We start from the raw sequence: 19790 nt of genomic DNA on the forward strand, positions 1-19790 counted from the left end.
TGAGCTCAGAGCATGTCTGCTGAAGAAGTCCGCCAGAAGCGGCTTTGCAGGTAGCCCTGTTCAGGCCGTCAGCATCGCCATCGCCGCGGCGCGGCGCACGCGTGCCTCATCCAGAAGGTGATTGACGGTTTCATGTTCGACACCGGCAAAGGCCTCCTGACGCCGGGCAATCTGCTCTTCCAGCGATACCGTGCTGAAGGGGTTGGGGGTACCGGCTGCCGAGTTGGCCAGGAACAGGATGTCGGAAAGCTTGCGCGGTGGCCAGCTGCCGGAGCATTCCTCCTGCTCGTCGAGCGCCGCAGTGATCAGCTCCGGCGTGCCGAGCGAACGCAGCACGGCCTGGCTGACGCGACGATCCCAGTACAGGATGAATTCGGCCAGCTCGCTCTGCTCTTCGAGCAGTTCGGGAAAATCATGCACGCGCGAGAGCAGGTAGAACTGGCCGATGTCATGCACCATGCCGGCGAGCAGGGCCGTGTCGGGCTGAGCATGGTCGAGCTGGATCGCCACGGAATAGGCCAGCGAAGCCACGTCGAGCGAGTGCCGCCAGAGCTGGTCCGCCAGACGCCATACCGGGGCAAACTCCCGCTCGGTGGCCAGCTGATCGCCGATCACCGCAAGGGCCAGCGTGCGAGCGTTGCTCACGCCCACCCGGATCAGTGCCCGCTGCACATCGGTGACGTCCACCCCGCCGGGGTTGAAGAAGGCCGAGTTGGCCATGCGCAACAGCTTCACCGACAGCAGGGGCTCCAGGCTGATGACCTTGGAGACAGAGGACAGGCTGGAGTCCGGGTCTTCAAGGGCACGCCTGATCTTGATCGCCGCCTGCATGCTGGTCGGAAACACCAGTTCCCCGCTCCGAAGCTCTTTTTCGATTGCCGCGCTGAAGGCCGCGCGACGGTCGCCCGTCTCAGCCATAGTCAAAACCTTCCACCGTGATTTTTGCTGCACTGCTTTCGTTGACGGCACAATGACGTCTGAACTTCAGCCCACACGCCTGCATTCCTGCCCCAAGGTCGCATAAAAATGTCTTCTCCCCTGCTCGATTTCTCCAGCCTGCCCCGTTTCGACGCCATCCAGCCCGCCGACGTGGCCCCAGCCATCCAGCAGCTGCTGGCCGATGGCCGTACCCTGATTGCCCGCCAGACCAGCGACGACGTTCCCGCGACCTGGGCAGACTTCGTGGCGCCCATGATCGACGCGGGCGAGCGCCTGTCACGCGCCTGGGGCATCGTCGGCCACCTGCACAGCGTGATGGATACGCCCCCCTGGCGCGAGGCCTACAACGCGCTGCTGCCGGAGGTGACGCGCTATTACTCGGAGCTGGGCCAGAACCTAGCCCTCTTCGCGAAATACAAGCAGCTTCGCGAGAGCGTGGAATACGCCACGCTCTCATCCACACGCCAGCGCATTCTCGACAATGAAGTACGCGATTTCCGCCTCTCCGGCGCGGAATTGGCCGAAGACCAGAAACCACGCTTTCAGGCGATTCAGGAAGAGCTCGCCGCACTGGGCGCCAAGTTCTCCGAAAACGTGCTCGACGCGACCAATGGCTGGACTCAGCATGTGACGGAAGAAGCCCGTCTGGCGGGCCTGCCCGAGGATGCCAAAGCCGCCGCAGCAGCGGCAGCGGAGCGTGCCGGCAAGCCGGGCTGGGTCTTCAGCCTGCAATTTCCGTCCTACTTCCCGGTGATGCAGTACGCCGAAGATCGGACGCTGCGCGAAGCCATGTACCGCGCCAACGCCACTCGCGCCTCGGAGTTTTCGGCCGAACTGGGCCACGCGGAGTGGGACAACGCGCCGAACATCGCACGCATCATCGCCCTGCGCAGCGAAGCGGCCAAAATGCTCGGCTACGCCAGCTACGCCGAAGTGTCGCTGGTGCCGAAAATGGCCGAATCGCCGGCACAGGTGCTGGCCTTCCTGCGCGATCTGGGCACGAAAGCCAAGCCCTTCGCCGAACGCGACATGGCCGAATTACGCGCTTTCGCCGCCAAGGAACTCGGGCTGAACACGCTCGAAGCCTGGGACATCCCGTGGGCCTCGGAGAAGCTGCGTCAGGCGCGCTACGCCTATTCCGATCACGAGGTGAAAGCCTACTTCCCGCAGCCCAAAGTGCTCGCCGGCCTCTTCAACGTGGTCGAAAAGCTCTTCGGCGTGGCGATCCGCGAGGACAGCGCGCCGGTGTGGCACGAGGACGTGCGCTTCTTCCGCATCGAACGCGCCGGCCAGCTCGTCGGCCAGTTCTACCTCGACCTGTATTCGCGCGACACCAAGCGCGGCGGCGCCTGGATGGACAGCCCGATCAGCCGCCGCGCCACCGCCAGCGGCACACAAACACCAGTCGCCTACCTGGTCTGCAACTTCCCCGGCCCGGTCGCGGGCAAACCGGCGACGTTCAGCCACGACGACGTGCAGACCCTGTTCCACGAAGCCGGCCACGGCCTCCATCACTTGCTCACGCGCATCGACGAGCTGTGGGTCTCCGGCATCAGCGGCGTGGAGTGGGACGCAGTCGAACTGCCCAGCCAGTTCATGGAAAACTTCTGCTGGGAATGGGATGTGCTGCAGGGCATGACAGCCCACGCCGAGACCGGCGAGCCGCTGCCCCGCGCGCTCTTCGACAAGATGCTCGCCGCCAAGAACTTCCAGAGCGGCATGCAGACCGTCCGGCAGATCGAATTTTCAATTTTCGATCTGCGCCTGCACCATGACTGGCCGTTTGACGCAACGCAGGGCGTGCAGCCGCTGCTGGACGAAGTGCGCAAGGAGTTCGCGGTGGTGTTCCCACCGCCATTCAACCGCTTCGCCAACAGCTTCAGCCACATTTTCGCGGGCGGCTACGCGGCGGGTTACTACAGTTACAAATGGGCCGAGGTGCTCTCCGCCGACGTGTTTGCCGCCTTTGAAGAAGCCCGCCCCTCCGGCGGCAGCGTCTTCGACAGCGACGCCGGTGCCCGCTACCTCGCCGAGATTCTGTCGGTCGGCGGTTCGCGTCCGGCATTGGCATCGTTCAAGGCCTTCCGTGGTCGCGAACCACAGGTCGACGCCCTCCTGCGTCACAGCGGGATGAGCACAACATGAGGGAGTTCAAAGTGAAAACATTCTGGATTGGCCTGATTCTCACCGCCCTGCTCGCCAGTCTGGGCGCACAGGCCGAGGTCTTTCGCTGGACCGACAAGAACGGCAAGGTGCATTACTCCGACGCCCCGCCGCCCGAAGCGGACGCTCAGGCTCGTCGCCTCTACGACAGCCGCATCGAGCAGGACAAGCAGCCCTACGAGACCAGCAAGGCTGCCGAAAAATTCCCGCTGACCCTTTACGTCAGCGATGACTGCAAAGAGCACTGCAACAGCGCCCGCGCCTGGCTGCAGAAACGCAAGGCACCATTCAGCGAGAAGCTCGTCAAGACCAATGAAGAGGGTGACGCACTCAAGCAACTCACCGGCAACAAGCAGGTTTTTCTGCCAACCCTGACCGTAGGCAGCAAGGTCATTGAAGGTTTCGAAGCGGGTGCCTGGGGCTCGGCACTGGATCTGGCCGGTTACCCGAAGTAAAACACGCGGTGGCCCGGCGCTCGGCGCCGGGTCGATTCAGGAGACGCGGAAAACCAGCAAATCCTGTCGCGGACCACGGCGCCGCGCAACGCGCACATCAGCGATCCTGCATCGGTGCCCGGGGAAAACCTGCCCGCACACCGCCATGGTGGTGCTCCTGCAACATGAATGACCGCCCGGCCTGTAACGACGTGCGGGAGCATGTCGCGGCCAGCCGCTTGGTGATATGTTGCGGGCTGCATGCGACAGCGCATGATCGGGGGAAAAAGTAATGATCTGCAGCAAGTGTCAAAGTGAGTTGAAACCCGGCGAAAGTGTCTGCGGGCAATGCGGCACAGCCGTCAAGTCCGCCGGGGAACTCGGTTTTCCATGCGTGCTCTGCGGCACGCCGATTCCGCCCGGTGCAGAGGGCTGCACGCAGTGCGGCAGCAGCTCCGGCAGTGACGCCGGCATGGCGCTGCCAGACTTGCCCTTGCCGAACACCGGCGCACCAGCGCCGACGCCCGCAGCCCCCCCCCTTTCGCCCGTGCCCGAAACCGCCGTACCCGCTCCTGCAGCGTCCGGAGCCGCCAGCGTCGCCACCTTCCGCATTCCCGACCCGGAGGCCAGCCCGGACGCTCCGGATGAAGCGGCCAGCTTTTCTCTGGAAAGCTTCCAGCTCGAAGCCATCGACATTCCTCCGCCCCCGCCGCCCGCACCGGTGATTGCGCAGAAGGCCGCATCGCGTGTGCAGGCCTTTGATCCCCTGCCCAGTCTGGAAGAGGTGACGGCACCACGTGTCGAAGTGCCCCCGCCGCCGCCTCTGTTCATTGAGCCCAAACGCGAACCCGCGCCCGAGCCGGTGCCCGAAGCGGTACCCGCTCCGCTGCAAGCTGTCGCACCCGTTCCGCCGGTACGCACGCCAGAGCCGGTCAAACCACGCCCTGCGGACATCGCGCCCCCGCCGCAAGCGCCGGTCACGCCCGCGCCACAGCCCGTCCAGGCGGCTCCAGGGCCGGCACCCGCACCGACGCCGGCCACCGCCATTCCACGCTCCGCACCCTTGCCGGTCTGGCCGCCCCGCGTCGAGGAAGAAGAGGAAGAGCTGGGTCCCCAGCCGGAGGACGTGCCCGATGAAGACCTCATCCGCCGGCGCAAGGCCATCCGGCAATTGGTCATCGTGATCCTGAGTGTCGTCCTGGCGCTGGCCGCTTGGGGCTACCTGATGACGACCAAGCCCTGGATCAAGCGCCCGGCCTCAGCCGACAGCACGCCGACCCTCGAAGCGCCTGCAACCCCCGCCGCACCGGAAGTGGTCGCCGCATCGGCCCCGCTGGCAACAGCGTCCGGAGCTGCCGCCGAATCCGCCTCTGCGCCAGCGGCCGCTGCCGAGCCAACGCAGGATGAGCCCGAACTGGTTCCCGAGCCCGTCGTCGCACCGAAACCGCAAGCTGCACCGCGCGCGGCCGCGAAACCGGCCGCCACGCCCAAGCCCACCCGGAACCGCAGCGAAGAGGATGCCTACATGCGCCAGATCCGCCGCCAGCTGGAGCAGCGCTAAGTGAAGATCGCCACCTGGAACGTCAACTCGCTGAAGGTGCGCCTGCCGCACCTGCTCGACTGGTTGCACAGCGAAGCGCCGGATGCGGTCTGCCTGCAGGAGCTCAAGTGCGAGGACAAGGCCTTCCCACTGGCCGAGATCGAGGCAGCCGGTTACCGGGCGGTGTTCAACGGGCAGAAGACCTACAACGGTGTGGCGATCCTGTCGAAGCTTGAAGCCACCGGGGTGCAACGCGACATCCCGGGCTTTGCGGATGAGCAGAAGCGCATCATCGCCGCCACCATCGGCGACGTGCGCGTCATCAGCGCCTACGTGGTGAACGGCCAGGCGGTGGGCTCGGAGAAGTACGCCTACAAGCTCGAATGGCTGGCGGCGCTGACCCGCTGGCTGCAGGACGAACTGGCGGCTCACCCGAAACTGGTGCTGGCCGGCGACTACAACATCGCGCCGGAAGACCGCGACGTGCATCCGGACTGGCAGGACGAAATCCTCGTCTCCGCCCCCGAGCGAGCCGCTTTCCAGGGGCTGCTCGATCTGGGCCTGAGTGATGCATTCCGCCTGCTGGAACAGCCGGAGAAAATCTTCTCCTGGTGGGATTACCGGATGATGGCCTTCCGCCGCAACTACGGCCTGCGCATCGACCATCTGCTGGTCTCGCAGGCGCTGGTGCCGAGCGTGGCGCGCTGCTGGGTGGACAAGGCCCCGCGCAAACTGGAGCGGCCATCGGACCATGCGCCGGTACTCGTCGAGATCAAGGCTTGAATAGCCAGAGCCTGAAGACCCGCCACTGACGGGCATTTCCGGCCGGGCTGCCGGTAATGCAAGACTGGACGCGGGCTGCACAGCAGGGGGCCTGAAGAAGCCCGCCAGATGCGGCTATCCAGCCTGGATCTTATAAAACCCCGCTCCCCAGCAAAATCGCCCCGAGCAGAATCAGCACCAGCACAGCCGCCATCAGCATGCGCCGCACATCACGCGGCACGGTCTCGCGCACCGGCGGCCTGGTGGCCGGAGTCGCGGCGGAGAAGCGCTGGCGCATGTGGGCGAGCCGTTCTTCCTTGCCCCCGGCAGGACGGGCAAAGGGAACGATTTTCTCGGGGGCAGCCATCGCGTCTCTCCATTCCTCAAGCCGGCAGAGGCAAAACTCTAACATCGTCACGGGGAAAGGCTCTCAAAACAACGCCTGCCTGAAGAGCCGCGCCTGACGCTGATCTGCAACCATGCACTCCGGAGAGGTGCGCGCCGCCTGGCTTTCGGGAACGGCCTGCCTGAAAGCATCTTGCCATGCGGCAATCCGGCTGGCGCGCCGTACAATGACGCCCATGAATCCCAAACCTTCCTCGCGCCGCCCCGGCGCTCACCCGTCCTCGGGTACCGTCGCCAACACCCGCTCCGATCACGCCCGCCGCCCGCCTCCACGCGCCTTGCCACCCCTGCCCGCTGGCTCACTGGGCGAAGCCCTGCTGGTGGCGAGCGATGCGCTGGCCGCCGTGTTGAAAGGCTATGCCCTGAATGACGGCCTGCTCGGCCTGTGGCGCGCGTATCCGGACCTCAGCCCGGCCACCCGTGGCGCGGCACAGGATCTGATCTACAGCACCTTGCGCGACTGCGGGCGCGGCACGGCGATCCTGAGCCGCCTGCTCAGCAAACCGCTGGAAGAGCCGCGCATCGAAGCGCTGCTGCTGATCGCCCTGCACCGCCTGGAGTCCCGCCCGGATACGGCGCATACGGTGGTCGATCAGGCGGTGGAAGCAGCTGCCCGGCTGGCCGAAGGACGCCTGAAGGCGCTGGTGAATGGCGTGCTGCGCAATGCCCTGCGCCAGTGGCCGGAACTCATTGCCGCCCTGAACGCTGACCCAGTGGCCCGCTGGCGCCACCCGGAGTGGTGGATCAAAAAAGTGCAGAGTCAGCACCCGGAGCATTGGGAAAGCCTGCTGGCCGGCAACAACGACCATCCGCCGATGAGCCTGCGCATCAACCCGCAGCGCACAGCGCTGGCGGATTACACCGCCGCACTGCAGGCGGCGGACATCGCGTTTGAGCCGCTGGGGCCACTGGCACTGCGTCTCGACAATCCGCGTCCGGTTGCCCAGTTGCCGGGCTTTGCTGAAGGACAGGTGTCGGTGCAGGACTGGGGCGCACAGCAGGCTGCCAGCCTGCTGGATGTGCAGGACGGACAACGCGTGCTGGACGCCTGCGCCGCGCCGGGCGGCAAAACCGCTCACCTGCTGGAGCTGGCCGCGGTGGATCTGCTGGCGCTGGAGCTGGAGGAGTCGCGCAGCCAGCGCGTACGCGACAATCTCAGTCGGCTGGGCCTGAGCGCCGAGCTGCAGACGGTGGACTGCCGCCGCATCGATGCGTGGTGGGATGGCCGCCCCTTCGACCGGATTCTGGCCGATGTACCCTGCTCAGCTTCAGGAGTGGCGCGCCGCCATCCAGACATCAAATGGCTGCGTCGGGCGGAAGATGTTGCGGGTTTCGCAACGGTTCAGGCCGAAATCCTTGATGCGCTATGGCAAGTGCTGGCGCCAGGCGGGAAAATGCTTTATCTGACTTGTTCCGTCTTCGCTGAAGAGAATGGACGGCAGGTCGCCCGCTTCGCGTCCCGCCACGCCAACTGCCGCCGCGCGGCCTTTGCAGACGGAACAACCGAGAGACAATGGCTGCCCGACGCCCAACATGACGGCTTCTATTTTGCACTGCTGGAGAAAACCGCCTGAGCCCTTGCGGCCGAGGTGCGCCAGCGGCCGTCTGTATCGCGCCCTACTCGTTCTGCTCCTGCCCCTCCTGCTGTGTCTGGGAGGACTGCCGGCCGCCCGGGCGGCGGGGCGTGGCATGGAGTTCCGCTACCACGAGGTGGTGCCGATCGATCTGCTTTACGTGCTGAATGCGTCGGTCGAGCTGCAGCCCAACCCACGCCTGCAGGAAATGGTGGAGAGCGGGCTGGCGATCCCCTTTCAGGCCGAATTCGTGCTGACGCGCGGGCGCTGGTACTGGCTGGATGAAACCATCGTGGAGCGGACCATGAATTTCCGTCTCGCCTACCATGCGCTGACCCGTCAGTACCGTCTCTCTATCGGCAGCATCCACCGCAGCTTCGCCAGCTTCGACGAGGCCCTGCGCGCCATGCTCACGCTGCGCAACTGGGCCGTGCTGGATCGCAGCCGCCTGAATGATGGCGAAGCCTATACGGCGGCCCTGCGGCTGCGGCTGGACATGAGCCAGCTGCCCAAGCCCTTTCAGGTCGCCGCGCTGGGCAACCGTGATCTGGACCTGAGCACCGGCTGGGCACGCTGGAGCTTTGTGGCCTCCGCCACGGACGCACAATGAAACGCCTGATCCTGGTCGTATCGACACTCGGGGCCATCCTGCTGTTCCTGCTGGCCTCGGCGGGTGCGAACACATCCCTGTTTTCACACAATTACCCGTTGTTGCTGGGGCTGAACGTCCTGCTTGCCCTGGGGCTTGCCGTGCTGGTCGGGGTGCAGCTGCGAACCCTGTGGCGGGAATACCGCCAGCGCAAATTCGGCTCCCGCCTCAAGCTCAAGCTGATCGGCATGTTCGTGCTGCTGGCGGTGGTGCCCGGCGCACTGATCTATGCGGTGTCGGTGCAATTCGCGGTTCGCTCCATCGAATCCTGGTACAACGTGCGCGTCGACTCGGCACTCGAATCCGGCCTGACTCTCGGGCGCAGTGCGCTGGACGCCTTGCTGGACCAGCTCGGCGAGCGCAGCCGCAGCATTGCGCTGGATCTGGGGGACGTAGGCCAGCCCAGCCTGGGCATGCTGGTACGCATCCGGGAGCAGCTGGATGCGGATGAAGTCTCGGTGCTTTCTACCAGCGGACGCGTGGTGGCAACCACCAGCGACATGCGTCACGGCCTGGCCCCGGATGTGCTGCCCTCGCTCCAGCTGCGTCAGGCTCGGCAGGGGCGCGGCTTCCGCGCCGTGGAGGGCGACAGCGACAAGCTGGTCATGCGCGTGGTGGTGCCGATTGCCAGTCGCCAGTTTCAGGCGGATCCTCTGCTGATGCAGGTGCGCGTGCCGGTGCCCGAAGCACTGGCGCAAAGCGCCGAACGCATTCAGGAGCTGCACCAGAACTATCAGGAACTGTTGCTGGCACGCCAGGGCCTGAAGCAGATCTACCTGATCACCCTGACCCTGGCTCTGCTGCTGAGCATGTTCGCGGCGATGGCGGTGGCTTTCATGTTTGCCCGCTCACTGTCGGCGCCGCTGTCGATCCTTGCCGAAGGTACGCAAGCGGTCGCGGCCGGCGATTTTTCGCCGCGCCAATCCCTGCCCTCTCGCGATGAACTGGGAGTGCTGACCCAATCCTTCAACCGCATGACCCGCCAGTTGCTGGATGCCCGCGCCCAGGCCGAGAAAAACCGCTCCGCCGTCGATGCAGCACGCGCCTACCTCGAAAGCGTGCTGGCCAACCTGTCCGCCGGGGTGCTGGCCTTCTCGGCCAGCGGCGAACTTCGCGCGGCCAATCAGGGCGCCATGACCATTCTGCAGGATGATCTGGGCGGCTACGAGGCCTTGAGCCTCTCAGAATGGCCCGGTCACACCTTGTTCCGCGACACCATCCTGTCCGGCTTTGCTGACAACGAGAACTACTGGCACAAGCAGATCGAAATCGATCACGGCGAAAGCGTCATTCAGACCCTGCTGCTGCATGGCTCACAGCTGCCCGCCAGTTCAGGCGGTGGTTTTGTGGTGGTTTTCGACGACATCAGCGAGCTGATTTCAGCACAACGCAATGCGGCCTGGGCGGAAGTCGCACGCCGTCTGGCTCACGAAATCAAGAACCCGCTCACGCCGATCCAGCTGTCGGCGGAACGCTTGCAGCTCAAGCTCATCGACCATCTCAACGAGGCTGATCAGGCCATGCTCACGCGGGCCACCCAGACCATCGTGAACCAGGTTGAGGCGATGAAAAATCTGGTCAATGGTTTCCGTGACTACGCCCGCCTGCCACCACCGCAACTTGCTCGCGTGGATCTGAACGCCCTGCTGCGCGAGATCCTGGTGCTGTATGAAGGCTCGCCCGTCCCGATCAGTGCAGAACTCGCCTCCGATCTGCCGTTTGTGCAGGCGGATGCCAGCCAGTTGCGTCAGGTCATCCACAACCTGCTGCAGAATGCGCAAGATGCCGTGGCTGAACACGCTCCTGCAAATATCAGCGTGCTGACCCGCCTTGATGGCAAACGGGTTGAACTGCTGGTTCGCGATAGCGGCACGGGTTTTCCAGCCGCCATCCTGGCCCGCGCCCTGGAGCCCTACGTGACAACCAAGCCACGCGGCTCCGGGCTCGGCCTGGCCATCGTGCGCAAGATCATCGAGGAGCATCGTGGCGACATCAGCCTGCATAACCGCAGCGAAGGTGGCGCCGAGGTCAAAGTGCGGCTACGGCTTGCACATGTGGATAACGTGGTAAATTAGCAACACTCTGTTGGATTTGGCGGGTATGGCAAAGATTCTGGTAGTGGACGATGAAATCGGGATCCGCGAATTGCTGCGAGAGATCCTGTGTGACGAAGGCTACGATGTGGTGCTGGCAGAAAATGCCATGAGTGCCCGCGCAGCGCGCCAGGCGGCACGCCCGGATTTGGTCCTGCTGGATATCTGGATGCCGGATACCGATGGTGTCACGGTACTCAAGGAGTGGGCTGCATCCGGTTTGCTGACCATGCCGGTGATCATGATGTCCGGGCACGGCACCATTGATACGGCGGTTGAAGCCATCCGTTTCGGGGCGCTGGATTTCCTCGAAAAACCCATCGCCCTGCAGAAGCTGCTGGCTGCGGTCAAACGCGGTTTGCAGCGCCAGCCCAACAAGGCCCAGGCGCATCTGACCCTGGCGGCCTTCACCCGTTCTACCCCCTTGCGCGACCTGCGCAAACGCTTGGAACAAATCAACCAGAAATCCCGCCTCTTGCTGCTGCGTGTTGGTCCTGGCTCGCTTGCCGAACTGTGCGCCCGCAGCTTGCAAACAGCCGGTACGCCCTGGCTTGATCTGGGCGTCTTGATGCAGCCCATTGAAGTCCAGGCTCTTGAAGCCGCGCGTGGCGGGCAGGTATTCATTGAAGACCTGGCTCAGCTGAACCGTTCGCAGCAAAAAAACCTGTCCTTCGTCATCGACCGCCTCGACAAATACGACCTGCATCTGCTTGCCGCCACGACGCGTCAAGCGGAGGCCCTGCTGCAGGACGGCTGGGACCCGCTGCTGGTGCGCCGACTGTTCGATGTTGCGCTGGTGCCACCCTCTCTGCTTGAACTCAAGGATGAAGTGCCGGAACTGGTTTCCCAGCTATTGCAGCATCTGAGCGAAAGCGGCGAAGTCCCGGTGTGTACCCTGACGACCGGGGCGCTCAATGCATTGCGCAACAGCCCGTGGGGCGGTGGTTTCGTCGAGCTGAAAGCTGCCGTCAAATCTCTCGCGCTAGGCGCGCTTGAAGAAGAAATCACTGCTGACGAGGTTGTCCGCTTCGTCGCCCGGGCTTCGACTGCCGCACTGGCCTTGCCTCTGGATCTGCCCCTGCGCGAAGCCCGCGAAACTTTTGAGCGCCTGTACTTTGAGCATCATTTGCAACTGGAGGATGGCAACATCACCCGACTGGCTGACAAGACCGGGCTGGAACGCACCCACCTGTATCGCAAACTGAAACAACTGGGCATTCAGGTCGGACGCCGCGCCGAGGCCTGAACATGAATGCGTGATGCATTTCACGCTTTCCTGCAAAAGAGTGCCGGACGGCCCGGAACTTATGACCAAAGACATATAGTTTTGCCTGTCATCCAGAGGCACTCCGATATAATCGGCAGCCTGCAGCCCTGAACCCGAAGCATCGTGACCCTCGCAAGCCCCGCCTCCGAAGATTTGTCCAATACTGTTCTGCGCCTCAAAAAACGTCTGATGCGCGGGATTGGCCAAGCAATTGCCGATTACAACATGATCGAAGAGGGCGACGTGATCATGGTTTGCTGCTCCGGCGGCAAGGACTCCTTCGCCCTGCTCACCCTGCTGCGGGAAATGCGCGCCCGCGCGCCGGTGAATTTCCGCGTCATCGCGATGAACCTGGATCAGCGTCAACCGGGTTTCCCGGCCGACGTTCTGCCTGCGTACTTTGAATCGATCGGGGTCGAGTACCGCATCGTCAGCGAAGACACCTACTCCATCGTCAAGGACAAGATCCCGGACGGGAAAACCACCTGTTCCCTGTGCTCCCGCCTGCGCCGGGCCATCATCTATCGCACGGCGCTTGAACTGGGGGCCACCAAGATCGCACTGGGTCATCATCGTGAAGACCTGATGGAAACGCTATTCCTGAACATGTTTTTCGGCGGCAAGCTCAAAGCCATGCCGCCGAAGCTGCTGTCTGACGACGGACAGCACATGGTGATCCGACCACTGGCTTACTGCGCAGAAAAAGACATTGCGAAATTTGCGCGGGCCATGAATTACCCGATCATCCCCTGCAATCTGTGTGGTTCGCAGGAAACCGCCCAGCGCAAACAGATCAAGGCGCTGCTTGCAGACTGGGAGGTGAATTTCCCCGGGCGTGTAGAGTCGATCGCCACTGCCCTTCAGAACGTAGTGCCCAGCCACCTCGCCGATGGCAAGCTCTTTGATTTCAAGACGCTGTCACGGGATAGCATTATCAGCGAGGGAGACCTTGTCTTCGATAGTCCGGCCGTCAGCAGCACACAGCCGCCAGCGCAGGATGCCGTACCGGTTCGCTGGATGACCACCGATGATTCTCTCGACGCAAATCCTTGGAGCCGCACACACAATGCCGAGCACGCCCATCACAACTGAAACTTGCGTCCTGATCGCCGAAGTCACTGGCGACAATCCGCTGCTGGACAAGATCGGCGCGATGGAAACCCAGCGCGCGGTTGAGCGCAGTCGCAAGCGCGCTGAACGCTCGGTGGAGGCTTACCAAGGGTTCGCCGTGTCAGCCAACGGTCGTCGCCTGATCGCTCACTTTCCGCGAGGAGAGAATGCGGTGCTTGCAGCCTTCGACATGCGCGCACGCGTCAAACAACTCCCTCCTGTTTCGGGGGTAGCCCTGACCGTCCATGTCGTTGTGCATGCCGGCACAGTAGAAACCACCAGCAACCAGCCGGACGACGCAACACTTGGCCTGGTCAGCAAACTGATTGCGGTCAGCCCGGCCAACCAGATCCTGATTACCAGCGAAGCTTCCGTCCGCCTGCCGGAAACCATGCGCGGACAGCTCGTGGCTGAGCCACCCAGTTCGATAGCAGTTCCTGGTTACAGCAATGCAGTTTATGCATTCCCTGAGGGCATAACGCCTACAGCGACAAGCAGCATGGCTGCAGCCCCATCGGCGGCAGAGCCTTTCTCACCTACGTCCACTTCGCTGAGCCTGAATCAGGCCGCACTGGACACCGCCAGTCACAGCCAATCTCCGGCATTCAGTCCAGCAGCTGCAGCCCCTTTGCGAACATCCCTGATGCTGCGGCATAACAAGAACAACCTTTCGGTATCCGACCATCACCCCGTGGTTTTGGCCGGACGCGAGGAAGGCAATGATCTCGTGATTGCAGATCGTCGTGCCTCACGCCATCACTCCCGCATCGAATGGCGCCATAACCATTTCGTGCTGATCGACACCAGCACCAACGGCACCTTCATGGTTGATGATGCGGGCAATGAAGTCGTGCTGCGTCGTGGCGAGGCGGATCTGCCCTTGCGCGGCCGCATCGGTTTCGGTTATTCGCCGACAGAAGTAGGCGCCGAAGTAGTGTTTTTCGACATCGGCCAGCGCTGAATTTTGTCAGCCAACAAAAAAGCCTGCTTCAAGCAGGCTTTTTTGTTGGCAGCTTGTTCTCCGCACTCAACGATCGTAATAAGGATCGTCCTGATCCAGGATACCGCGCTGGCGAACAACAAACTCCTGGGTTGAGTCGATGCCACGCAGCTGCAGGATGGTGTTGCGCACTGCAGCCTCAAGCAATACCGCAAGGTTTCGCCCCGCAGCCACTGGCAGAACAACCCGACGCACCGGCACCCCCAGGACGTCCTGCGCATCATCCTCGTCAAGAGGCAAGCGCAACGGCTCGTCATGCCCCCCAGTACGTCGCTGCAGATGTGCAATGAGTTTGAGTTTCATCTTGCGCCGACAGGCTGTTTCACCAAAGATGGTGCGAATATTCAGGATACCGAGGCCACGCACCTCCAGAAAATCCTTGAGCATTTCAGGACATCGCCCTTCAAGTACCCCGGATGCGACCCGCGCGATTTCCACGACATCATCCGCCACCAATCCGTGACCACGCGTGATCAATTCAAGCGCCAATTCGGATTTGCCCGCGCCGGAATCTCCGGTAATCAGCACGCCGACGCCCAGCACATCCATGAACACACCATGCAGCGACACCCGCTCGGCCATCTTGCGCGACAGGTAGACACGCAACACTTCTATGACCCGTGCCGACTCCAGCGGCGAAGCCATTACAGGCACTCCTGCCTCATCACAGGTACGCCGGATGATGTCGGGCACGTCACAGTCGTCCGCCACAATCACTCCTGGCGGAGAAGACGCAAGAATTCCCAGAAAATGCTGTTCGAAGTGCTCACGGGTCTGCTGACGGGCCCACGCAAATTCGGCCTCGCCCATGATCTGCAGACGATTGGGATGAATCAGATTAAGGTGGCCAACCATGTCGGCAGGCCAGACACGATTATCTGAAACGGATAGCCAGGAATCCAGACGCCCGGCCACGTGTCGTAGTTGCAAAGCCGTGCGATTGGCCTCAAACAGCTGGGCTACGCTCGCTCGACGCATGGGTGCTCCAGTTTTCAAACGCGGCTGCAACGCTCGCTGCATCAGGCGCAACGCAGAGGGTTTCGCGGAAAAGACGGTCACTGAACATCTGCGCCAGCTCGGCAAGCAAGCGCAGATGGGTTTCATTGGCCTGCTCAGGTGCCAGCATGATGAAGAACAGATTGACCGGAGCGCCATCAGGCGCATCGAAATCGATCGGCTGACTCAGTCGCAGGAATGCACCTTGAGTTTCCTTGAGCCCCTTGACGCGCTGATGCGGAATGGCGATACCCATGCCCAAACCTGTAGACCCCAGCTTCTCGCGTTGAGTCAGGGCATCAACCACCTTTTTGGCAGGCAAGCCACTGTGCTGCTCGAACAGGACACCGATATGCTCAAACACGGCCGCCCGCGAGCCAAGCGCTACGTCGACTTCAATGCGTTGCGGATCAAGAATTTTGGAAATCAGGTTCATGCGACACTTACAGCACAGCGGCGAGTCTCCTTTCGGAGCCCGCCGCTTGTCAGATTGAAAATTGACAGGTCAGGATTTCATCCTGCGGTCAGGCAGCTCATTATATGCCCTGCCTGCCCTGCTGCGTCCAGTCTGGTACAGCACTGCAATCCTCTTGCACGCAGGATCAACCCGCGCTTTCAATACTTTGGCGCTTTGCCGAGTCGTGGCCGTGATCGCCGGACTTCTCCTTGTGTTTGAGTACTTGCCGATCCAGCTTGTCAGCCAGTGCATCAATGGCCGCGTATAAATCGTCGTTTTCACTTTCCACGTGGATATCCTTGCCTCGCACGTGCACCGTTACTTCTGCTTTCTGTTTGAGCTTCTGTACCGAGAGGGTTACGTGGGTCGCCGTGACATGATCAAAATGGCGAATCACCCGATCGAGCTTGGAGGTGACGTACTCACGCAGGGCGGGGGTCACTTCAAGATGATGGCCGGTGATGTTGAGATTCATAAAGCACTCCTCTCCTGTTAAATCGACTTGCGCTGACTGACCGGCGGAATATTCAGTGACTCCCGGTATTTCGCGATCGTCCGGCGTGCCACCACAATACCCTGCTGGCCCAACAATTCAGCAATCCGCGCATCAGACAGGGGTTTTTTCCCGTCTTCCGCGGCAACCAGCTGGCGAATCAGCGCACGTATCGCCGTTGCTGAACATTCTCCACCCGTATCGGTGGAAACGTGACTGCCGAAAAAGTATTTCAGTTCGAAGACGCCGCGAGCACTTGCCATGTACTTCTGGGTAGTCACCCGCGACACTGTAGACTCATGCAACTCCAACTCCTCCGCGATCTCGCGCAGGGTAAGCGGCCGCATGGCCACCTCGCCGTGCTCGAAGAACTGACGCTGCCGATCCACGATTGCCTGTGAAACCCGCAGGATCGTCTCGAAGCGCTGCTGCACGTTCTTGATCAGCCATTTAGCCTCCTGCAACTGCCCGGACAGTGAACTACTTACGCCCCTGTTCTGTTGAAGTATATCGGCGTAGACCCGGTGAATCCTGAGTCTTGGCATCGCTTCAGGATTGAGACTCACCATCCAGGAGCCACGATACTTCTTCACGACCACGTCCGGAATCACATACCGCGTCTCAACCTGAGCAAAAGACGCTCCTGGCCGTGGGTTAAGGCTGCAGATCAACTCCTGTGCTGCCCGCAGGGCATCATCGTTACACGACAGGCGGCGCTTGAGCTTGGCAAAATCCCGCGCAGCCAGCAGCTCAAGATTGCCATCGACGATCAGCATGGCATGGCGTCGCGATTCACTCTCGGGCAGGTTCTTCAGCTGCAGGAGCAGGCATTCCTGCAGATTGCGGGCACCGATACCCGCCGGGTCCAGATTCTGTACCTGATGCAGAGCGATGCTGAGTTCATCAAGCTCGACGTCCCATTCCGCCGGAATCAGCGGCAGCAAATCTTCAAGATCCTGCAGCAGCAGACCATCATCATCGAGTGCCTCAACAACCAGCATCACCAAGGCCCGATCACGATCCTCCAGGGGCATCAGCGCAATCTGCCCCAGCAGGTGATCACGCAGGGATGTCGCTGCCGCCTGAAACTCCTGGAAATCGCTGTCTTCCCCGTCACCGTTGTTACGTGTCCCGCCTTCACTGCGCCACTCTGCCGCCTCACCGATGTCATCGTCCGAAACGCTGTCGTAGGCTTCGTTGATGCTGTCCGGCATGTCAGTGACGCTGGGAGTGTCGTGCTCTTCTTCGCTGGAAGACGAGAGGCGCTCACTGGAATACTCTTCGCCGGCGGTTGCCATGCTGAGCTCTGGCGCATCAGGCAGGGAGGGGCTCGAGCCTTCTTCTTCCTCGCCTCCCTCGCGCTCCAGCATCGGGTTTTCCAGCAGAATGCGCTCGATCTCCTGGTTGAGTTCGAGCGTGGACAATTGCAGCAATTTGATCGATTGCTGCAATTGCGGCGTCAGGGCCAGTTGCTGAGAGAAACGAAGTTGAAGCGAGGGTTTCATGCTGTCTGCAAGACCGGCCAGACCCTGCCAGCCCGGAGAAAGAGTTTACAAACGGAAATGCTCGCCAAGATAGACCTGACGCACCTGATCATTCTGCACGATGTCCTCCGGAGTTCCGCCAGCCAGAACCTCGCCCAGATTGATGATGTAAGCATGATCGCAGATACCCAGTGTTTCGCGCACATTGTGGTCGGTAATCAACACTCCGATGCCACGCGCCTTCAGGTAACTGATGATCTTCTGGATATCCAGCACCGCAATCGGGTCTACCCCGGCAAAGGGCTCATCCAGCAGAATCAGGCGCGGGCGGGTCGCCAGCGCACGCGCAATCTCCACCCGACGACGCTCGCCGCCAGAAAGCGACATGGCGGTTGCCTCACGCAGATGACCGATGTTCAGTTCGTCGAGGAGTTCATCAAGTCGCCGGTCCTGTTCGGTTTTGCCGAGTTTCTGCAACTCCAGCACGGCCAGAATGTTTTCGGCCACGGTGAGTTTGCGGAAAACCGAGTTTTCCTGCGGCAGATAGGAGAGCCCCTGGTGGGCACGCTTGTGGATCGGCCAGTGGGTCAGGTCCGTGCCATCCAGATGGATGCTGCCACCATCGGCACGCACCAGCCCGACGATCATGTAGAAACAGGTGGTCTTGCCCGCGCCGTTCGGGCCAAGCAAACCGACAACCTCTCCACTGCCCACCTGGAAGGACACGTCATGCACAACGGTGCGCGACTTGTAGCGTTTTTTCAGGCTGGTGACCCTAAGCAGACTCATCAAACGGTTCTTTCAACAATTTCCGGATCACATCCACCGCAAACCCGCGCGACTGCATGAAACGCGCCTGGCGTCCCCAGTCACTCTGATCCTGCGGCAGCACTCCAAATTTCTTTGCCCACACATCACGGGCACGCGTCAGTTCGTCTTCAATCAGACCTTCGCCAAGCGCCGCGGCAGCCACCTCACTGCTCACACCACGCTCTGCCAGCTCACGCCTCAGGCGCTCAATGCCTACACGTCCGCCTTGCGTGCGTACCCAGCCTTCGGCGAAGCGCTGATCAGACTGGAGACCGGTTTCAGCCATGCGATCCAGCACGGCTTCCACGTCCTCGCCTTCCTGCGCTTTGGCCTTGAGCTTGCGTCGCAACTCCACCCGCGAATGCTCCCGCATGGAGAGCAAACGCAAGGCGGTGGCCTTTAGCGACGGAACGGGCTTCTTGCTCACAGGCGGGGCTTACTCCGCCTTCACTTGCACGGCAATCACACCCACCGCTTCGCGGATCTTGTTCTCGATCTCCACCGCGATGGCTGGATTATTGCGCAGGAATTCGCGCGCATTATCCTTGCCCTGGCCAATCTTTTCGCCATTGTAGGCATACCAGGCGCCACTCTTGTCGACGAATTTGTGCTCTACGCCCATATCGATGACTTCGCCTTCACGCGAAATGCCTTCGCCGTACAGGATATCGAAGTGGGCTTCCTTGAACGGAGGAGCAACCTTGTTCTTGACGACCTTGACCTTGGTCTCGGAACCAATGACTTCGTCGCCTTTCTTGATCGTGCCGGTACGGCGGATATCCAGACGCACGGAAGAGTAGAACTTCAGTGCGTTACCACCGGTGGTGGTTTCCGGGTTGCCGAACATCACCCCGATCTTCATGCGGATCTGGTTGATGAAGATGACCAGGGTATTGGTACGCTTGATATTGGCGGTAAGCTTGCGCAGTGCCTGACTCATCAGACGTGCCTGCAGACCAGGCAGCTGGTCGCCCATCTCACCTTCGATTTCCGCGCGCGGCGTCAGTGCGGCAACCGAGTCGACCACCACCACATCAATCCCGCCGGAACGCACCAGCATGTCGGCGATTTCCAGAGCCTGCTCGCCGGTATCCGGCTGCGACACCAGCAGATCCGATACGTTCACACCCAGCTTCTGGGCATATCCCACGTCCAGTGCGTGCTCTGCATCGATGAACGCTGCCGTACCGCCCATTTTCTGCATCTCGGCAACCACCTGCAGGGTCAGGGTTGTCTTGCCAGAGGACTCCGGACCGTAAATCTCAACCACACGCCCACGCGGCAGGCCGCCGATACCCAGTGCGATGTCCAGACCCAGCGAACCGGTCGACACCGATTCGATGGCCTCCACCTCGCCATCGCCCAGGCGCATGACGGAGCCCTTGCCGAACTGCTTCTCGATTTGTGCCAGTGCAGCGGCGAGCGCTTTGGCTTTGTTGTCGTCCATGGATAACCTCACTGAATGGTCGGAATGATTATGGCACAGAGCTTGCTGCAACGCGTTTGCGGCTTGCCCGCAGGCTCTGCGTTAATTACTGTACAAATATACACCATCTTTACTTTGGCGCAAGAAGGACGCAACAGACACTCCGCATTCAAACTCAAACCCACATC

The 19790-nt window shown here is 61.8% G+C and carries 19 protein-coding genes and 1 pseudogene; 11 read left to right on the plus strand and 9 right to left on the minus strand.

What is annotated here, in order from left to right; translation table 11 throughout:
- Nucleotides 1-60: 60 nt before the first annotated feature.
- Nucleotides 61-918, minus strand: a complete 858-nt coding sequence (locus Q9Q94_RS02970) for an HDOD domain-containing protein (protein ID WP_305978529.1) — start codon at nucleotides 916-918, stop codon at nucleotides 61-63.
- A gap of 108 nt (nucleotides 919-1026) precedes the next feature.
- Between Q9Q94_RS02970 and Q9Q94_RS02975 the strand changes: the two genes are divergently transcribed.
- The 5 genes and pseudogenes from Q9Q94_RS02975 (at nucleotide 1027) to xth (ending at nucleotide 5859) form a co-directional block, all read left to right on the plus strand.
- A complete protein-coding gene (locus Q9Q94_RS02975) occupies nucleotides 1027-3084 on the plus strand; it encodes a M3 family metallopeptidase (RefSeq protein WP_305978530.1) in 2058 nt (685 codons plus the stop codon).
- 11 nt (nucleotides 3085-3095) lie between these two features.
- Nucleotides 3096-3557, plus strand: coding sequence for a glutaredoxin family protein (locus Q9Q94_RS02980; protein WP_305978531.1), 462 nt, complete (start codon nucleotides 3096-3098; stop codon nucleotides 3555-3557).
- A gap of 271 nt (nucleotides 3558-3828) precedes the next feature.
- Nucleotides 3829-3972: pseudogene (locus Q9Q94_RS18010) on the plus strand (zinc ribbon domain-containing protein); the annotation flags it as partial.
- A gap of 36 nt (nucleotides 3973-4008) precedes the next feature.
- Complete coding sequence (locus Q9Q94_RS02985; protein WP_305978532.1) at nucleotides 4009-5097, plus strand: hypothetical protein; 1089 nt, start codon at nucleotides 4009-4011, stop codon at nucleotides 5095-5097.
- A complete protein-coding gene (gene xth / locus Q9Q94_RS02990; RefSeq protein ID WP_305978533.1) occupies nucleotides 5098-5859 on the plus strand; it encodes an exodeoxyribonuclease III in 762 nt (253 codons plus the stop codon).
- A gap of 130 nt (nucleotides 5860-5989) precedes the next feature.
- Here the strand turns inward: xth and Q9Q94_RS02995 are convergent, their stop codons facing one another.
- Nucleotides 5990-6205 carry a hypothetical protein gene (locus tag Q9Q94_RS02995; RefSeq protein WP_305978534.1) on the minus strand — a complete coding sequence of 72 codons (216 nt, stop codon included), beginning with the start codon at nucleotides 6203-6205 and terminating at the stop codon, nucleotides 5990-5992.
- A 214-nt stretch (nucleotides 6206-6419) separates the two neighbouring features.
- Between Q9Q94_RS02995 and rsmB the strand changes: the two genes are divergently transcribed.
- From rsmB to Q9Q94_RS03025, 6 genes are all read left to right on the plus strand, one after another.
- Nucleotides 6420-7817, plus strand: coding sequence for a 16S rRNA (cytosine(967)-C(5))-methyltransferase RsmB (gene rsmB, locus Q9Q94_RS03000; RefSeq protein WP_305978535.1), 1398 nt, complete (start codon nucleotides 6420-6422; stop codon nucleotides 7815-7817).
- A gap of 115 nt (nucleotides 7818-7932) precedes the next feature.
- A complete protein-coding gene (locus Q9Q94_RS03005; protein ID WP_305978536.1) occupies nucleotides 7933-8427 on the plus strand; it encodes a DUF4390 domain-containing protein in 495 nt (164 codons plus the stop codon).
- Nucleotides 8424-10541 (plus strand): ATP-binding protein, encoded by a 2118-nt coding sequence (locus Q9Q94_RS03010; RefSeq protein WP_305978537.1) that lies wholly within the window; start codon nucleotides 8424-8426, stop codon nucleotides 10539-10541. The genes Q9Q94_RS03005 and Q9Q94_RS03010 overlap by 4 nt, the downstream gene beginning before the upstream one ends.
- Before the next feature lie 25 nt (nucleotides 10542-10566).
- Nucleotides 10567-11805 (plus strand): sigma-54 dependent transcriptional regulator, encoded by a 1239-nt coding sequence (locus tag Q9Q94_RS03015; RefSeq protein ID WP_305978538.1) that lies wholly within the window; start codon nucleotides 10567-10569, stop codon nucleotides 11803-11805.
- Nucleotides 11806-12015: 210 nt separating this feature from the next.
- A complete protein-coding gene (gene ttcA / locus Q9Q94_RS03020) occupies nucleotides 12016-12918 on the plus strand; it encodes a tRNA 2-thiocytidine(32) synthetase TtcA (RefSeq protein WP_371929826.1) in 903 nt (300 codons plus the stop codon).
- On the plus strand, nucleotides 12893-13897 hold the full coding sequence (locus tag Q9Q94_RS03025; RefSeq protein ID WP_305978539.1) for an FHA domain-containing protein: 1005 nt from the start codon (nucleotides 12893-12895) through the stop codon (nucleotides 13895-13897). The genes ttcA and Q9Q94_RS03025 overlap by 26 nt, the downstream gene beginning before the upstream one ends.
- Before the next feature lie 66 nt (nucleotides 13898-13963).
- Here the strand turns inward: Q9Q94_RS03025 and hprK are convergent, their stop codons facing one another.
- The 7 genes from hprK to recA all read right to left on the minus strand — a co-directional run bounded on the left by hprK (nucleotide 13964) and on the right by recA (nucleotide 19623).
- The gene (gene hprK / locus Q9Q94_RS03030; RefSeq protein ID WP_305978540.1) at nucleotides 13964-14914 is read right to left on the minus strand and encodes an HPr(Ser) kinase/phosphatase; all 951 of its coding nucleotides are present in this window, start codon (nucleotides 14912-14914) and stop codon (nucleotides 13964-13966) included.
- Nucleotides 14883-15368 carry a PTS sugar transporter subunit IIA gene (locus Q9Q94_RS03035; protein WP_305978541.1) on the minus strand — a complete coding sequence of 162 codons (486 nt, stop codon included), beginning with the start codon at nucleotides 15366-15368 and terminating at the stop codon, nucleotides 14883-14885. Before Q9Q94_RS03035 ends, hprK begins: the two co-directional genes overlap by 32 nt.
- Before the next feature lie 166 nt (nucleotides 15369-15534).
- On the minus strand, nucleotides 15535-15864 hold the full coding sequence (hpf, locus tag Q9Q94_RS03040; RefSeq protein WP_305978542.1) for a ribosome hibernation-promoting factor, HPF/YfiA family: 330 nt from the start codon (nucleotides 15862-15864) through the stop codon (nucleotides 15535-15537).
- A 17-nt stretch (nucleotides 15865-15881) separates the two neighbouring features.
- On the minus strand, nucleotides 15882-17387 hold the full coding sequence (locus Q9Q94_RS03045) for an RNA polymerase factor sigma-54 (protein WP_305978543.1): 1506 nt from the start codon (nucleotides 17385-17387) through the stop codon (nucleotides 15882-15884).
- Nucleotides 17388-17432: 45 nt separating this feature from the next.
- Entirely contained in the window at nucleotides 17433-18155 is a 723-nt protein-coding gene (lptB, locus tag Q9Q94_RS03050; RefSeq protein ID WP_305978544.1) for an LPS export ABC transporter ATP-binding protein, read from the minus strand.
- Entirely contained in the window at nucleotides 18142-18603 is a 462-nt protein-coding gene (gene recX / locus Q9Q94_RS03055; protein ID WP_371929811.1) for a recombination regulator RecX, read from the minus strand. The genes lptB and recX overlap by 14 nt, the downstream gene beginning before the upstream one ends.
- 9 nt (nucleotides 18604-18612) lie before the next feature.
- Nucleotides 18613-19623 carry a recombinase RecA gene (recA, locus tag Q9Q94_RS03060; protein WP_305978545.1) on the minus strand — a complete coding sequence of 337 codons (1011 nt, stop codon included), beginning with the start codon at nucleotides 19621-19623 and terminating at the stop codon, nucleotides 18613-18615.
- Nucleotides 19624-19790: the final 167 nt, after the last annotated feature.

Source organism: Uliginosibacterium sp. 31-16, assembly GCF_030730865.1.
Lineage (GTDB): Bacteria > Pseudomonadota > Gammaproteobacteria > Burkholderiales > Rhodocyclaceae > Uliginosibacterium.

What these genes read in the sequence shown, in the direction of transcription:
- ttcA (WP_371929826.1), top strand. Translation starts at nt 12,016, where the DNA reads ATGCGCGGGATTGGCCAAGCAATTGCCGATTACAACATGATCGAAGAG.
- recA (WP_305978545.1), bottom strand. Translation starts at nt 19,623, where the DNA reads ATGGACGACAACAAAGCCAAAGCGCTCGCCGCTGCACTGGCACAAATC.
- rsmB (WP_305978535.1), top strand. Translation starts at nt 6,420, where the DNA reads ATGAATCCCAAACCTTCCTCGCGCCGCCCCGGCGCTCACCCGTCCTCG.
- Q9Q94_RS03035 (WP_305978541.1), bottom strand. Translation starts at nt 15,368, where the DNA reads ATGAACCTGATTTCCAAAATTCTTGATCCGCAACGCATTGAAGTCGAC.
- hpf (WP_305978542.1), bottom strand. Translation starts at nt 15,864, where the DNA reads ATGAATCTCAACATCACCGGCCATCATCTTGAAGTGACCCCCGCCCTG.
- Q9Q94_RS02970 (WP_305978529.1), bottom strand. Translation starts at nt 918, where the DNA reads ATGGCTGAGACGGGCGACCGTCGCGCGGCCTTCAGCGCGGCAATCGAA.
- Q9Q94_RS03045 (WP_305978543.1), bottom strand. Translation starts at nt 17,387, where the DNA reads ATGAAACCCTCGCTTCAACTTCGTTTCTCTCAGCAACTGGCCCTGACG.
- Q9Q94_RS02985 (WP_305978532.1), top strand. Translation starts at nt 4,009, where the DNA reads ATGGCGCTGCCAGACTTGCCCTTGCCGAACACCGGCGCACCAGCGCCG.
- Q9Q94_RS02975 (WP_305978530.1), top strand. Translation starts at nt 1,027, where the DNA reads ATGTCTTCTCCCCTGCTCGATTTCTCCAGCCTGCCCCGTTTCGACGCC.
- Q9Q94_RS03025 (WP_305978539.1), top strand. Translation starts at nt 12,893, where the DNA reads ATGCCGAGCACGCCCATCACAACTGAAACTTGCGTCCTGATCGCCGAA.
- Q9Q94_RS03010 (WP_305978537.1), top strand. Translation starts at nt 8,424, where the DNA reads ATGAAACGCCTGATCCTGGTCGTATCGACACTCGGGGCCATCCTGCTG.
- hprK (WP_305978540.1), bottom strand. Translation starts at nt 14,914, where the DNA reads ATGCGTCGAGCGAGCGTAGCCCAGCTGTTTGAGGCCAATCGCACGGCT.
- Q9Q94_RS03005 (WP_305978536.1), top strand. Translation starts at nt 7,933, where the DNA reads ATGGAGTTCCGCTACCACGAGGTGGTGCCGATCGATCTGCTTTACGTG.
- lptB (WP_305978544.1), bottom strand. Translation starts at nt 18,155, where the DNA reads ATGAGTCTGCTTAGGGTCACCAGCCTGAAAAAACGCTACAAGTCGCGC.
- Q9Q94_RS03015 (WP_305978538.1), top strand. Translation starts at nt 10,567, where the DNA reads ATGGCAAAGATTCTGGTAGTGGACGATGAAATCGGGATCCGCGAATTG.
- Q9Q94_RS02995 (WP_305978534.1), bottom strand. Translation starts at nt 6,205, where the DNA reads ATGGCTGCCCCCGAGAAAATCGTTCCCTTTGCCCGTCCTGCCGGGGGC.